The sequence below is a fragment of the Micromonospora sp. CPCC 206061 genome, assembly GCF_036906915.1.
In the GTDB taxonomy this organism is placed as follows: domain Bacteria; phylum Actinomycetota; class Actinomycetes; order Mycobacteriales; family Micromonosporaceae; genus Phytohabitans.
Genome location: NZ_JBAKHX010000001.1, coordinates 1 through 14,602, shown reverse-complemented (window position 1 = coordinate 14,602; position 14,602 = coordinate 1). Strand labels below are relative to the sequence as shown.

The following is a 14,602-nucleotide window of genomic DNA, read 5'->3' as shown; positions in this document are numbered from 1 at the left end:
GGCGGTCGTGCACGGAACCGGTGAAGCCGCTGGCGCCTGGGCCGCGACGCTGGAGGGCGCCGGCGTGCGGGTGTACCGCGCTGCCGGCGACCTGCTGGACGAGGCCTCTGTCCAGGCGGAGATGGACGGCGTGGCCGCCGCGGCCGGCGGAGTCGACATCGCTGTCGTCGTGCCGGTCCGCGAAGACGTCGACGGCGTCCGGCTGGTCGACGCCACCGTGGCCGACGTCGTGCGCCCGGTCGTGGCGCGGCTCGCCTCGGCGTGCATCGGCGCCACAATCGCGGCGCGGCTCATGGCCCGGCAGGGCAGCGGGCTGGTGCTCGTGCTGGACGACGGCGTCGGGCCAGCCGGCGCGGCCGTGGCGGCGCTGGTGCGCGTCCTGGACGCCGAGCTCACACCCGCACGGCGTCCGTTGCCTGCGGGCCCGGCCCACGTGTGTCACGGTGGGCGGGTGAGGCAGTACCGGCGCCGCACCGTGCTGGGGATCTGGGTTGCCGCCGCGGCCCCGATGGCGCTGCTGGCCTGGGTGGTCGCGCCGGCGGTGGGCTCGCCGTCGAGCCCCCGATTTCCGCTGGCGCTGTTCGCGGTGGAGGTCGCCGGACTGCTGTGGCAGGGGGTACTCGCGCTCGCGCTGGTGGCGTGGGAGCGCCGCGCCGCCCCGGACCTGCGAGTGCGGGACGCGCTGTGGCTGCGGGCACCGGTCGACCGGGCCGGCCGGCGCCGGGGCAGGCTCTGGTGGTGGCTCGTCCCGTTCCTCGTGGCGTACGGAGTGCTCCAGGTCCTGCCGGTCGAGTTGCCGGCGCCGAGCGGGCACAGCTTCGGCGAGTTCCTCACCTCCGATGCGGCACGGGAGGCGCTGCCTGGCGCGTGGGGGCTGCTGGCGCTGGTGGTTCTCGGGCAGTTGGCGAACACGGTCGTGGGTGAGGAGTTGCTCTTCCGCGGCCTGCTGCTGCCCCGGATGAGGGGCGCCTTCGGCCGCGCGGACTGGGTGGCCAACGGCGTGCTGTTCGGGCTGTACCACGTGCACATGCCGTGGTCGATTCCCGGCGCGGTGATAGCGGGGCTGCTGTTCGCCTACCCGACCCGCCGGTTCCGCAGCGCGTGGATGGGCATCGCGATCCACTCCGCCCAGAGCGTGGTGGTGGTCGCGATCGTGATGGCACTCGTCATCGGGTAGGAATCGGAAAAGCGTTATCGGCGCGATGCCAGCGCCGCCTCCTATGCGGGTGGACACAGAGATCAAGGAGATCACGGAGTGTCATCGCAGAAGGACGGCAAGGCGATCAACCGGCGGCGGCTGCTGACGGCGGCGGTGCTCGGCGCGGGCACGTTGAGCGTGGTGGGCGGGTCGGCCGCCGCGCTCGCGGGCATGCGTGACGGGCGGCCGGGTGCGTTCCTACGGCGCCCGCCGACCACATCCGCTCCCGCTACGCCCGGGCCCTCTCCATCCCCATCCCCGTTCCCATCCCCGTCGTCATCGCTCACGCCCACGGTCTCAGCCACCAGGCGCGCGGGCATCAACCACCCGGGCGCGCTGCATACCAAGGCCGACTTCGACCGCATGGCCGCCAAGGTGAAGGCCGGCGCGCAGCCGTGGAAGGCCGGCTGGGACCGCCTCGTCGCCAACCCGCACGCGCAGAGCGGATACCAGCCGCGTCCGGTGGCGACCGTCGTCCGGGGCGGCACCGGGCAGAACTACGCGCTGCTGTTCAAGGACGCGGCCGCCGCGTACCAGAACGCCCTGCGCTGGAAGATCGCCGGCAGCCAGGAGCACGGCGACAAGGCGCGCGACATCCTGAACGCGTGGTCGGCCACGTTGAAGGCGCTCGCTGGCAACGCCGACCGGTTCCTGCTCGCGGGTTTGCAGGGGTGGCAGCTGGCCAACGCCGGCGAGATCATGCGGGGGTATCCCGGCTTCGCCCAGGAGCGTTTCGCGGCGATGCTGACCGGCGTCTTCTACCCGATCAACAACCAGTTCCTCGCCAAGCACAACGGCGCCTGCATCACGAACTACTGGGCCAACTGGGACCTGTGCACGGTGGCGTCCGTGCTCGCCATCGGCATCTTCTGCGACGACCAGAAGAAGATCGACCAGGCCGTCACCTATGTCAAGACAGGCGCCGGCAACGGCTCCATCATGCACGCGGTGCCGTTCCTGCACCCCGGTGGGCTCGGCCAGTGGCAGGAGAGCGGGCGCGACCAGGGGCACACCCTGATGGGTATAGGCCAGCTGGGCGCGATCTGCCAGATGGCGTGGAACCAGGGGCACGACCTTTTCGGGTACGCCGACAACCGCTTCATGAAGACCGCGGAGTACGTCGCCCGGTACAACCTGGGCCAGCAGGTGCCGTTCACGACGTACCGGTGGGGCACCGGCCAGAACTGCGCGGGGCGGGAGCAGACCGTGGTGTCGGAGGCCGGCCGGGGCATCAACACACCGGTGTGGGCGCTGCTCTACAACCACTACGGGGTGCGGCAGGGCCTGCGCGTGCCCAGCATCGAGGCGTACGCCAGGCGCGTTGGCCCGGAGGGCGGCGGCGGAGACTACGGCCCCAACAGCGGCGGCTACGACGCCCTCGGCTTCGGCACCTTGGCCTACACCCGCTAAGAGACCCGCCGCCGCGCGGGGTACGGGGGGTCAGGGCGGGGGGAGTGCGAGCTTGGCGGCCACGGCGGTGGCTTCGGGGTGGCCAAGGGCGGTGAAGACGTCCAGGGCCTGCCGCCACGCCGCCACGGCCGCCTCCCGGTCGCCCGCGGCCTCGTGCGAGTCGCCGAGGCGTACCAGGGTCAGCGCGCCATCGCCGCGGTCGCCGACCTCGTCGAACAGCGCGACCGCCCGCTGGTAGCACTCGACGGCCCGGTCGGCGTGGCCCGCGCGGTGGTGGATGTACCCGAGGCTGTCCCAGGTGTGCGCCTGCCCGTACGGGTCGGCGAACCGCTCCAGCAGCGCCAGCGCCTGCTCACAGTGGACGAGCGCCTGGTCGTGCTCGCCCAGCAGGGCGTGGTACCAGCCGACCGCGTTGAGCGCCTTGGCCCGTCCGCGGTCGTGGCCGCCGGACCGGAAGCCGGCGACCGCTCGCTCGGCGTGGTGCAGCGCGCCCCGCGGGTCGTCGCGGCGCTCGCCCAGCAGCGCGAGGCTCTGGTGGGTGTAGCCCTGGCCGACATCGTCGCCCGCCTCGGCGAACAGCCGCAGCGCGCGCTGGTAGTTCGCGAGCGCCTCGGCGTGGTCGTCGACGTAGGTGGCGGCGAGGCCGACGCAGCGGTGCGCCTCGGCCTCCTCGTCCAGCCGCCCGATCCGCCGCGCGGCGGGGATGGCGGTCCGCCACACCGTGGCCATCGCGGCCCGGTGTCCACGGTAGACATGGAACGTGCGCAGCGCCCACGCGAGCTGCAACACCGGCACGTCGAAGCCGTCCTCGGCGGCCCGGCGCTGTACGGCGAGCAGCACGGCGTGCTCGGTGTCGAACCAGGCCAGCGCCTGGTCCTCGCTGGCCGGCCGCTCCGGGGTGGTGCCCGGCGCTGGCGGGTCGAGCGCGAGCCGTATGGGGTCGCGCAGCGGGTACACGACCCGGTCGGCGTGGTACGCGCTGTGCGTGTAGTGGTCGAGCATCCGCCGTACGGCGGTGGCGCGCTCGCCGTCGCCGTCCTCGACCCGGCACCGCTCGGCGGCGTAGACGCCCAGCAGGTCGTGCCGGACGTACCGGCCGGGTGCCTGCTCGGCCAGCAGGTTCGCCTGGACCAGCTCCAGCAGCAGGGGACGGATCGCGGACGGCGGGTGGCCGGCGAGGCTCGCCGCCGCGGGCACCGACACCTCTGGCCCGGGGTGCAGGCCTAGCAGGCGGAACAACCGCGCCGCGGGCGGGCTGAGCGACGCGTACGACCAGGAGAACACCGCGCGCACCTGGCTGGTCCGGTCGGCGGTGTCCAGGACGTCCAGGCGCTGCCCGGCCTCGTTCAGCTCGTCGGCGACGTCGTGCAGCGCGAACCCGGACTGCCGCACCCGCGCCGCCGCGATCGTCAGCGCGAGCGGCAGCCGCGCGCAGGCGGCGATGATCCGACTGACCGCGTCGGGATCGCCGGCGACCTGGTCGGGGCCGAGTCGCTGGGCGAGCAGGTCGCGGGACTCCACCGTGGAGAGCGGGTCGAGCATGACCGGCTCGGCGCCGACGCCGGCGACCAGGCCCGTGAGGCGGTCGCGGCTGGTCACCACCACGACCGCGGATGGGGTACCGGGCAGGAGCGGCCGGATCTGGTCGGCGTCGCGGGCGTTGTCCAGGACGATCAGCATCCGCTTGCCGGCGACCCTGCTGCGGTACAGGCCGACCTGGCTGTCGAGACCGGCCGGGACGGCGTCGGGCGGCACGCCCAGCGCGTCGAGCAAGCCGCGCACCGCCTCGGTCGGTGGCGTCAGCCGCCCGCCCGGGTCGAACCCGCGCAGGTTGACATAGAGCTGGCCGTCGGGGAAGTGACGGGCGGCGCGGTGTGCCCAGTGGATCGCGAGGGCGGTCTTGCCGACGCCCGGGGTGCCGGACAGCACGGCGACGGCGACGGCCCGGCCGGTCGGGCCGTCGAGCAGCGCGTCGAGCCTTGCCAGCTGCGCCTCCCGCCCGGCGAACGCGCTGACGTCGGGCGGCAACTGCGCGGGTGCGCCGGCGGCCGGCGGCTGGTCGACGCTCAGCGTGGCGGCGGCGAGGAACTCGTCGCGGTCGGCGCCGGTCAGACCGAGCGCCGCGGCGAGCAGGTTGACGGTCTGCGGCCGGGGCGCCGCGATCCGGCCGGCTTCCAGCTTGCCGATCGCCCGGACGCTCAGCCCCGCCTTGGCGGCCATGTCCTCCTGGGTCCAGCCGTGCCGGCGGCGATGCCCGCGCAGCAGCCGACCGAACACCCCGGGCCTCCCACCCCTGCGGCACCAAGTACCGCCAAAGTACCGGTGCCGTTCCTGGTCTGGGGCACCAGCATTCGCCAGGATGAATCCTAGGTGGCGTCCGGCGGATCTCCGGGACACGGGGGCCGGTGATCCGCCGGACCTCACCTACGGTGTAGGGAGTTGGCGCTACTAGGCTTTGCGCGTGGACGTCACCGTGCGGTTGCTGGGGACGTTCGGCCTCGGTGCCGGCCCGGCCGAGCCGCTCCAGCCACGACCGCGCGCCCTTCTGGCTGGCCTGGCACTCCATGCCGGTCGTGCGGTGACGACCGGGCAGATCGCGGCCTGGCTGTGGGACGACCACCTGCCCGACAGTCCCGAGGCGGCCATCCGCACCCACGTGAGCCGGCTGCGCCGCAACCTCGCCGGCATGCCGCCCATCCGCACGCTGACCGGCGCCTACGTGTGGGAGGTCGACCGGGCCTCGGTCGACGCGCTCTGGTTCGAAGACCTGGTCGCGGGTGTCGAGCGGATGTCCAGTGCCGACGCCGAACGCCGCCTCGGCACCGCGCTGGCGCTCTGGGAAGGCCCCGCTCTGGCCGACATCCCGACGACCGACGCCGTGCACGCCGAGCGGACCCGCCTGACCGAGCTGCGGCTACTCGCCGTGGAGCGGCGAAGCGACCTGCTCATCGACCGGGGCCAGGCCGCCGACCTGGTCGGCGACCTGCGCAGCCTGGTGGTCGAGTTCCCCTTCCGGGAGCGCTTCATCCACCAGCTGATGGTGTGCCTGGACCGGGCCGGCCGCCGGGTCGACGCGCTGCGCGAGTACCGCGACGCGTACCGGCGCTTTCGGGAGCACCTCGGCGTGCTTCCCGGATCCGAGCTGCAACGGCTGCACCAGGACCTGCTGCTGAGTGAGGCCTCGCCGGATGCCGGCCGAGTGGAAGTGTCCACTGCGGACGAGCCGGCGTCGGCGGTGCGGTTCCGCCTGCTGGGGCCCGTCGAGGCGCTGGCCGGCCACCAGCCGGTGCGGCTCAGCCCGTTGCAGCGGGCGCTGCTGGCCGTGCTGCTGCTCAACGCGCACCACCCGATGACGGCCGGCTGCCTGGCCGCGGCGCTGTGGGGCGAGCCGCTGCCGGCCGCGTACGAGGCGCGTGTCCGCACGCTGGTCGCCGCGCTGCGCAAAGCGCTGGGCTCGCCTCGGCTGATCACCACCGACCGATCGGGCTACCGGCTGCGGCTGGAGCCCGGCCAGCTCGACCTGGAGGTCTTCCAGCGCCACGTCGACCAGGCCGAGCAGGCGGCGAGGGATGGGCGGCCGGGCGTCGCGCTCACCCACTACGACGAGGCGCTCGCGCTGTGGGGCGGTGCGGCTCTGGCCGGTACCCGAGGCTCCTTCGCCACCGCGGAGGCCGCCCGTTTGGAGGGGCTGCGGTCGGCGGCCGCGGAGCGCCGCCAGCGCCTGCGCGACCTCGCCGGCGAGCCTGCGCCGGCCGCGAGCCCGGCGCCGCGTTCGCTGCCGGCCGCGTCCGGCCGGGTCGTGGGGCGCGGCGCGGAGCTCGCGGCGCTGGAGGAGCTCCGCGCCGGACCCGACCGCCTGCTGCTCGTGGTCGGCACCGCGGGGGTCGGCAAGACCGCGCTGGTCACCGAGTGTGCGCACCGCTGGGCTCGGGACTTCCCGGACGGCCAGCTCTTCCTGAAGATGCGCGGGTTCGACCACGGGCCGCCGGCGTCCGCGGCCGAGGCGCTGCCGCAGCTGCTGTACGGCCTCGGGGTGCCGGCCGGTGACATCCCGGTCGACCTGGAACGGCAGGTGGCCCGCTACCGGTCCCTCGTCGCGGGGCGGCGGATCCTGGTGGTGCTCGACGACGTCGCCGACCCCGAGCAGGTCCGCCCGCTGCTGCCCGGTGAGCCGGGCTGCCTCGTCCTTGCCACCAGCCGTGACCGGCTCGGCGGCCTCGTCGCGCTGGACGGGGCGCGCCGCGTCACGCTCGACGTGCTGGCGCCGGATGCCGCGATCGACGTACTCCGGCAGGCCGGCGCCGCGCAGCTCGACGCCGAGCTGGACGCCGCCGAGGAGCTCGCCCGGCTGTGCGGGTACCTGCCGCTGGCGCTACGGATCGCCAGTGCGCGGCTGTCGGACCGGGAGCACCACACCATCCGCCAGCACGTCGACGAGTTGCGGCACGGCCGGATGGACGGGCTCCAGTTCGCGGGCGACCACCGGGCGACCGTGCGCGGCGCGTTCGACCTGTCGTACCGTGCCCTGCCGGAGCCGGCGCGCCGCCTGTTCCGGCTGCTCAGCCTCGTGCCGAGCCCCGCCGGGCTGACCAGTGCGGCGGCCGCCGCACTGGCGGCGACCTCCGTGGCGGACGCCGGCCGCCTGCTCGACACGCTCGCCCGCGTGCACCTGGTCCGCGACCGCACTCCCGGCCGGTTCAGCAGCCACGACCTGCTGGGGGAGTACGGCGTCGAGCTGGCAGCCGAGGAGGACCCGCCCGCGGAGCGTGCCGCCGCCGTGCGGCGCCTGCTTGACCACTACGTGTCCGCCACCGATCGCGCCGCCGCCGTGATGCTTTCGCCGACCGTGCTGCTGACGCGGCCGCCGCCGGTGCCGGGCGTGCCGCAGATCGCGCTGGGTGACGCGGCCGAGGCGACGGCGTGGACCACCGCCGAGTGGGACAATTTGACCGCCGCGGTCGAGTACGCGGCCCGCTGCGGCCCCGCCGACGCGGCCTGGCACCTTGCCGACGCGCTGCGCGGCCCCATGTACCTGCGCGGGACCGCGTCGCAGTGGCTGGCGGTCACCGAGCGCGGGCTCGCCGCCGCCTGCCAGCACGGCGACGCGCGGGCCGAGGCGGCGATGCGGTTCTGCCTGGGGCTCGCCCGTTGGCGCATGGCCGACTACCGGACCTCCCTTTCGGAGTACGAGCGGGCGCTCGACCTGTACCGCCGGATCCCGTGGGAGCAGGGCGAGGCGTCCGTGCTGCGCAGCCTCGCCGTCACCCTGATCACCATGGGCCAGCCGCGGGAGGCGATCGACCGGCTGCAGGAGTCGCTGGCCCTCGACCGGCGGATCGGCCACCGGCACGGCGAGGCGGCCAGCCTCAACAACCTCGCCGCCGTCCATCAGGAGCTCGGCGAGCTCACCCGGGCGGCGCACTTCCACGAGCAGGCGCTGCCGCTGCTGTACGAGAACGGCCAGCGCCACGGCGCGGCGATCGCGCTGGAGAACCTCGGCATCATCCGCCGCGAGCAGGGCCGCCTCGACGAGGCGCTGGAGCTGCTCGACCGGTCGCTGGCCATCGCTCGGGAGAGCGGGTCGCGCCATCAAGAGGCCGCGGCGCTGCTGGAGATCGGTGTCGTGCACGGCGAGGCCGGCCGGTACGCGGAGGCGACGGCGGCGCTGACCGACGCGCTGGCCCTCGCCGTGGCGCTCGGCGAGGGCCGCCTGCGAGCCGTCGCCGACACCCGCCTGGCGGTCGTCGACCTGCGCGCGGGCCGGGTGGCCCACGCGATAGTCCGGCTCGACGCCGCGCGCCGGCTGGCCGGCCAGGGTGGGTACTACCGCGGCCACCTGGACGTGGAGCTCGCCCTCGCGGAGGCGCACTGCGAGCAGCGCGAGTACGAGACCGCCCACCGTCACGCCGAGCAGGCTCTCGCGATCGCCGAGCGGGCCGGCTCGCCGATCGCGGTCGCCGACGCCCGCCAGGCCCGGGCGCTTTCCGCCCTCGGGCTCGGGCGGGTGCGGCAGGCCGTCGAAGACGCCACGGCGGCGTTGCGCACTCATCGGGAGGCGGGGCGGCGGCTGGCCGAGGCGCGCACCGCGCTGACGCTCCGCCAGGCCGCGCACCGGTCCCGCACCGATGACTGAAAGGCAGCTGTCACGCCGGTGAGAGCCGGCCGCTCTACGGTGACTTCATGATCGCGTTTGCCGCCAACTACTACCCCGTCCGCTGAGGCCGCCGCCCGAGCCACGGCTTGCCGCTTCGGCTCGGACGCCGGCGATAAGTAGCCGGAGCCCATATGCGAACTGGTCAGCGGACCCAGTGACGGGCAGGGCGTCGTCGGGTAGCGCGCCGGGCAGTTCGGAGATCGCGGTGCGTAGTTCGGGTTCCTGTTCCCCACGGACTTGTGGCACGCCGACAACCTCTTCCTCGTCCCGGACCTGATCCTCTGCGCGGCGCTGCTCGTCGCCGCCGCATTGCCAGGACGGATCGCCGTCTCGGCGCTCCTGGCCGCCTACTGCTTCTCCGGCGGGGTGCTCGTCACCGCCGCCGCCTCGTACGCGGTAGACGACCGATCGGCATCGGCAGCCTGCTCGGCGCGGCTGGTTCGGTCGTCATCGCGGCGTTGTTCCTGCGCGTCCGTCCTGGCAAACCGGCATGACCCGACGCCGCCGCGTCGTGCTCACCCGTACGGCCACCGTCCTGTTCTTCGCGTCCTTGCAGGAAACCGAAGGATCATCAGACGGTGACCGTCCACTGTTTCGCCGACACGCCGAGTCCACAAAGGATCATGCGAACGGCGCCCAGCGTCAGAGGTTAAGAACAAGGTGTGCCATGAACGGTTCGAGGTGTCGGTGGCGCCGACCGGTGCGTGCGGCCTGGACCTGTTCGGTACGACCGGCGCCGACCTGGTGCTGCTCGACGCGGTCCTGGCCGAGATCCCGGGCACCGAGGTGTGCCGCGAGATGCGGAACAGGTCCGAGGTCCCGATCATCATGGTGACGGACCGTGACAGCGAAATTGACAAAGTGGTCGGCTTCGAGGTAGGCGCCGACGACTACGTCACCAAGCCGTACTCGCCACGGGAACTGCTGGCCCGCGTCCGGGCCGTGATGCGGCGGCGGCGTGCGGCAGCGCCGGCACCTGCGGATACGACGCTGGTCGCAGGGCCGGTCCGGACGGACCTGGACCGGCACACCGTGTCCGTCCGCGACCGTGCCGTCACGCTGCCGTTGAAGGAGTTCGAGTTGCTGCAGCTGCTGGTGCGCAACTCCGGCCGGGTGTTGACACGCCGCCAGTTGATCGACCGGGTGTGGTCACCGTCCTATGTGGGTGACAGCAAAACGGTCGACACGCACGTCAAACGCCTGCGCGGCAGGATCGAGCCCGAGCCGGCACGGCCTCGCCACCTGCTCACCGTGCGCGGCGTCGGCTACAAGTTCCAGCCCTGACCTCACCATCGGCCGGTGGTGAGGGTCAGAGGGGCGACTGGGAGGCGATGTGGACGTCGAGCAGCGGCGCTACCTAGAGTGACAGCAATAAGGCGAGGTCCCGGTCGTGCCGCAGTGCGCTACTGCGGTGTCAACGGTTGCCATACATGACGGCGTCTCCAGGTTTCCGCTCCAGCGAGGAACTCTTCGAGGAAACGTATCGCCTCGGCGATGTCGCGCGTCTCCGTGCGCATGTGCTTGTCTGCCGAGCCGGCGAGCGCCGCCGTGCGCGCGGCCAGCTCCGTCAAGGGTTTCGCGCCGGGCGTCATGAGCAGCCACGGCCACGACTGCGAACCGGCCACCGGCAGCCCGCCGCGCGCCACAGCCGGCAACAGGCCGGCGCGTACCAAGGAGGACTTGCCGACGCCGGAGGCACCGGTGACGACGAGTGGCGCGCCTCCCGTCACCTGCTCGGCCAGGCGGGCCAGCAGCTCCGCTGTGGACCTGTCCCGCCCGAAGAACCACTCCTCGTCTTCGGGCTGGAAGCTGGCCAGGCCGGGGAACGGCGAAGCAGCCAGCGGGTCGGGGGGCACGTCGACGGTGGACGGCAGGGCCAGCGTCTCGGAGGTGGCGACGACCGGTGCGCGCAGCACCTCCTGCCGCAGCTGCGTGACGGCGACGTACACCCGGCGGGTCAGGTCGACCTGCTCGCGGTGCACGCTGTTCTGTACCGCGACGTCCTCCTGGAGTCCGTCGAGCGCCGTCACCGCGTCGCGGACCATCCACCGCAGCTCGTCGATCTCGACGCCGAGCACCGCCACCGCCGCGGCAAGCTGTTGCCGCAGCTCCTGGCTGTCCTCACCGGACTCGGCGAAGGCCACCGCGACCGCGTCGACGCCGCGCAGCACCTGGCCCACCTCGGCGCGCAGCGCATGCGCCCGCTCGTCGTTGGCGGCGAGCAACGGCGCCAGCGCCTCCGCGACCGCCTCTCGCCACTGCTCGTCGGACGGCTGCGGTGTGCGGCGCCGCAAGCGGTTGGCGGTCTCGGACAGCATCGCGCCGAAGTGCCCCGCGCCCATCGCGCCGATCTGCCCGAGCAGCGCCGTGTACGCCGCGCTGGCGCCCAGCGTCACGGCGGCGACCGGTGCGACGGCGGCCGCCACGAGCAGGGCCAGGACGGTGTAGGGCGTGGTGCGGCCCGCCTGCCGCCCGGCACTGCGCACCCACGCCCGCACCCCGCGGCGGGCCCGCTCGACGGCGGCGCCTTGATCCTGCTCTAGCGGCACTCGTCGATTCTCCCGAAATCAAGCCCTCGTTGGGAGGACCCCGATCGATGTCGGTGTCGACAGCATGACACGGCCGTCAACGCCGGCGGTGCCGCTCGTTGGCCAGGCGTGGGAGGGCCGACCGGCGCCGTCGTCGCCAGGGTGGAGCATGAGCTGAGCCTGCTCGGCGTCACCGCGCAGCAGCTGCATACGAGCGGGCTGCGCGTCGTCACCACGATCGACGCGGGCGTACAGCGCGAGCTCGTGGCACAGTCCCGCGCCGCCGTGAGCGCCGCTGACCGGGCGACCTCCACACCGGGCGCGGCGGCCGTGGCCGTGCAGCCGTCGACGGGCGCGGTGCGCGGCTACTACGCGGGGGAGCGGGGGTACGTTCCCGCCGGCGGCCCACCTTGGCCGGACCGACGTCGGCAACGCCGCGGCACCCGAACCGGCGCCGCCCGCGCCGGTCGTGCCGTCACCGGACATCACCACTCGGGCCACGGCCCGGCCGACGCAGCCGGCGCCCACCGGGCCGCACCCCGAGCGAACCACCTTGCCGTCACCGGGCCCGAGCCCGTCGACGACCCCGACCGCCAGCCCGCGGGTTGGTGGCGGCGAGGATCAGCTGAACGAGACCGAGTAGCTGTTGGTGGTGAAGTTCAGACCCGCGGCCGGCGGTGCTTGCGCGCCGCCGGCCCCGATTTATCGATGCGAGGGCTATCCGAATGAGTTGACCACGACGGAGGAGGTGTCGACCGCTGGGTCACCGGACTGGTCATGTGGCACGGCTACGTACACGGTGCCTGTGCAGCTGTCCTTGCCGTCGGAGACCGTGAAGGAGATCCGGTAGACCCGGCCGTCGCCGGTGCCGCTGCGCTCGGCGCGTAGCTGTACCTGGTCGGAGCGGCCGGTTACCCGTACCGCGTCGGGTGCGGTGTCGCCGTCGCCCAGGCCGTCGAGCGGCTCGTCCTGTGTGACGCCGGTGACGGTGAGGGTGGTCTTGTCGCCGTCCGGGTCGGTGGCGCCGGCGAGCGTGACCACGACGAACTTGTGGTTCGGCGGCCACAGCGTGTCAGGACTGACCGTCACCGCGGTGCAGACCGGTGGCTTGTTGGGTGGTTTCGTGGGCGATGGTGAGGCCTTGGTCGGAGACGGTGAGATCTTGGTCGGAGACGGCGAGACCTTGGTCGGCGAGGGGGAGACCTTCGTCGGAGACGGGGACAGTTTCGTCGGTGATGGGGACGGGGATGTACCGGTGTTCGCGATTCCGGTGGCGAAGGCCGGACCTACCTGTGTAGACGCGACCGCCGCTAGGACGGCGCCCGCGATGACGAGGGTGAGGCGTAGCCGGCGTTGATGTGACACGAGCGGACTCCCTGCGAGAGGTTCGTCGCGCTGCCCGACCCTTCCACCCCCGTGTCGGGACGGGCGGCGTCGGTGCCTTACGGGGCGCCAGGCTAACAGCTAATATAGATCTGCGCCAATGGATCTAGCTATCGTCATCCGGCCGGGTGTACCCGGCGGGTAAAGCCCGGTATCCGGCCCTCACGGCGCAGGATCTCACGGCGCACCGTCGCCTCGGTGTAGAGCGCGCCGAGCATGAGGAACGGCACGGCGGCGCCGACGAGCACCAGCGCACCCTGGCCCGCCGCGCACAGCGCCACCAACGCGGCCGCGGGCAACCCCCACAGCAGCAGCATGCCGGCACGCCACACTCGTTTGGTCAGCAGCGCCTCGACCGGCGCGGAGGCCGGTCGATCCCGGCGCCCCAGCGTGTCGACCTTGCCCCAGCGGGTCAGGTCGCTGAGGCGGTCCACGACATCCACAGTGGAGGACTCCGGCAGGGAGGACGTTCGCACCGGAGCGCCAGGTCGGCCAGCGTGTGGGCGCCGTGAGCGGCGCGTACCCGCTCGTCAAACTCGTCCAGGTCGAGCTGCCCGTCATGGAGCGCCTGCTTGAGCCCGTCGGCGGTGTCCTGTCGGTCCTGCGCCGACGCGCGGGCCTCGCGCCGTCCGGTACGCGCGGACGAAGGCCGCCGCAGGTTGGCGACCAGCCCGGCGAGTTCCTCGTCTGTCTTCGCCTCGGCTGCTCGCTGCGCGCGCTCGGCGTACTCGGCCACGCCCAGCCGGCCATCGTCGCGGGTGGCCGTCAGGCGATCCTCGTACTCCGCGTGATCGAGTCTTCCGGCGGCGAAGGCGCGCGCCAGCAGGGCCGCTGGCCCGCGCCGCACCGGATCGCGGGAGTAGTCGGATGGCTGAGGATGGTACTGGCGGGCGGCTACCGTGTGGCGTGATGGGCGACGAGGTCGAGCTGCGGTCGGTGCCCGAGGCGATCTGAAGGTGATCGAGCGGTTTTCTCTCGGAGCCCGATGTCGCGGGCCCCTACCAGTTCGCGCACGCGCAGGTGCACCGGATCGAGGCCGCCATCGACGTGGCGAACATCGCCGAGCAGCGTTCGCTGGAGAAGGTCGGCTTCCAGCGTGAGGGCGTCATGCGCGGCCACGCGTTCCGTGACGGCGCGTGGGACGACACGCTGCTCTACAGCGTGCCGCGCGGCGAAATCTGATCGGCCCGCTCATCGACAGCGAGCACGTTCCCGCCAATAATGAGAAACACTCGCTTTTCTGAGTGTGGAGAGGGGACATGTGATGCGCTCTGGACTTCGCCGTGGCGCGGTGGTCGTCGCCGCGATCCTGACCCTGGTGACGCCCGCCACCGCCGCCCAAGCCGCGGCCCTGCCGTCGTACGAGACGTGGATCGCGGACGTCACGGTGGTCGCCGACACCGCCGAGTCGTACCTGGCCACGCGCCTACCCGATCCCCGCGTACGCGCCGCGATCGTGCTGGACATCGACAACACCGCGCTCGTCGACGAGTACTCGGACAGACTGCTCCTCCCGGCGACCACGCCGATCCTGGAGGTCGCGCGGCAGGCCAAGGCGGCCGGTGCGGCGGTGTTCTTCGTAACCAACCGGCCGGAGATCATCGAGCCCTGGACGGAGTACAACCTGGACGAGGCCGAGTATCCGGTCGACGGGCTGTACACGCGGCCCACGTTCGACTTCCGGCCCGTCCAGAGCCTGAAGACCAGCGCCCGGACCGCCATCGAGCAGCGCGGCTACACGATCGTGGCGAATATCGGCAACAACGACACCGACCTCGTGGGCGGCCACGCCGAGCGCACCTTCAAACTCCCCGACTACAACGGCCAACTCTCGTAGCGCGGTGGGCGTGTCGTCCCCCGTAGCGTCGATCAAGAAACCCTGGCCCTTCGGGCCACCCGCAGGTGGGTGAAACTCGTGGTGGCGTCGCT

12 protein-coding genes are annotated in these 14,602 nt (G+C 73.0%); 7 read left to right on the top strand and 5 right to left on the bottom strand.

Annotated features, from left to right (window positions below):
- Positions 1-7: 7 nt before the first annotated feature.
- Together V6V89_RS00060 and V6V89_RS00055 are read left to right on the top strand one after the other, a co-directional pair.
- Positions 8-1,177 (top strand): CPBP family intramembrane glutamic endopeptidase, encoded by a 1,170-nt coding sequence (locus V6V89_RS00060; RefSeq protein WP_334616741.1) that lies wholly within the window; start codon positions 8-10, stop codon positions 1,175-1,177.
- A gap of 78 nt (positions 1,178-1,255) precedes the next feature.
- Complete coding sequence (locus tag V6V89_RS00055; protein WP_334616740.1) at positions 1,256-2,608, top strand: alginate lyase family protein; 1,353 nt, start codon at positions 1,256-1,258, stop codon at positions 2,606-2,608.
- 30 nt (positions 2,609-2,638) lie between these two features.
- Here the strand turns inward: V6V89_RS00055 and V6V89_RS00050 are convergent, their stop codons facing one another.
- The gene (locus V6V89_RS00050) at positions 2,639-4,885 is read right to left on the bottom strand and encodes an ATP-binding protein (protein WP_334616739.1); all 2,247 of its coding nucleotides are present in this window, start codon (positions 4,883-4,885) and stop codon (positions 2,639-2,641) included.
- 184 nt (positions 4,886-5,069) lie between these two features.
- Here V6V89_RS00050 and V6V89_RS00045 point away from each other — a divergent pair, with 184 nt between their 5' ends.
- Positions 5,070-8,741, top strand: coding sequence for an AfsR/SARP family transcriptional regulator (locus tag V6V89_RS00045; RefSeq protein ID WP_334616738.1), 3,672 nt, complete (start codon positions 5,070-5,072; stop codon positions 8,739-8,741).
- 681 nt (positions 8,742-9,422) lie between these two features.
- Positions 9,423-10,046 (top strand): response regulator transcription factor, encoded by a 624-nt coding sequence (locus tag V6V89_RS00040; RefSeq protein WP_334616737.1) that lies wholly within the window; start codon positions 9,423-9,425, stop codon positions 10,044-10,046.
- Between the two features lie 119 nt (positions 10,047-10,165).
- Here the strand turns inward: V6V89_RS00040 and V6V89_RS00035 are convergent, their stop codons facing one another.
- The gene (locus tag V6V89_RS00035) at positions 10,166-11,311 is read right to left on the bottom strand and encodes an ATP-binding protein (RefSeq protein ID WP_334616736.1); all 1,146 of its coding nucleotides are present in this window, start codon (positions 11,309-11,311) and stop codon (positions 10,166-10,168) included.
- A gap of 141 nt (positions 11,312-11,452) precedes the next feature.
- On the opposite strand from V6V89_RS00035, the gene V6V89_RS00030 reads away from it, so the two are divergent.
- The gene (locus tag V6V89_RS00030) at positions 11,453-12,019 is read left to right on the top strand and encodes a hypothetical protein (RefSeq protein WP_334616735.1); all 567 of its coding nucleotides are present in this window, start codon (positions 11,453-11,455) and stop codon (positions 12,017-12,019) included.
- Here V6V89_RS00030 and V6V89_RS00025 read toward each other — a convergent pair.
- From V6V89_RS00025 to V6V89_RS00015, 3 genes are all read right to left on the bottom strand, one after another.
- Positions 12,008-12,655 (bottom strand): hypothetical protein, encoded by a 648-nt coding sequence (locus V6V89_RS00025; RefSeq protein ID WP_334616734.1) that lies wholly within the window; start codon positions 12,653-12,655, stop codon positions 12,008-12,010. The two genes, V6V89_RS00030 and V6V89_RS00025, sit on opposite strands and share 12 nt — an antisense overlap.
- A gap of 134 nt (positions 12,656-12,789) precedes the next feature.
- A complete protein-coding gene (locus tag V6V89_RS00020) occupies positions 12,790-13,107 on the bottom strand; it encodes a hypothetical protein (RefSeq protein WP_334616733.1) in 318 nt (105 codons plus the stop codon).
- The gene (locus tag V6V89_RS00015) at positions 13,086-13,520 is read right to left on the bottom strand and encodes a DUF1707 SHOCT-like domain-containing protein (protein WP_334616732.1); all 435 of its coding nucleotides are present in this window, start codon (positions 13,518-13,520) and stop codon (positions 13,086-13,088) included. The genes V6V89_RS00020 and V6V89_RS00015 overlap by 22 nt, the downstream gene beginning before the upstream one ends.
- A gap of 173 nt (positions 13,521-13,693) precedes the next feature.
- Here V6V89_RS00015 and V6V89_RS00010 point away from each other — a divergent pair, with 173 nt between their 5' ends.
- Both V6V89_RS00010 and V6V89_RS00005 read left to right on the top strand, forming a co-directional pair.
- A complete protein-coding gene (locus V6V89_RS00010) occupies positions 13,694-13,855 on the top strand; it encodes a GNAT family N-acetyltransferase (protein WP_334616731.1) in 162 nt (53 codons plus the stop codon).
- A gap of 82 nt (positions 13,856-13,937) precedes the next feature.
- Complete coding sequence (locus tag V6V89_RS00005) at positions 13,938-14,510, top strand: HAD family acid phosphatase (RefSeq protein WP_334616730.1); 573 nt, start codon at positions 13,938-13,940, stop codon at positions 14,508-14,510.
- Positions 14,511-14,602 lie beyond the last annotated feature (92 nt).

Bases quoted from the DNA above. Each gene is read 5' to 3' on its own strand.
- V6V89_RS00005 (WP_334616730.1), top strand. From the start codon at position 13,938: ATGCGCTCTGGACTTCGCCGTGGCGCGGTGGTCGTCGCCGCGATCCTG.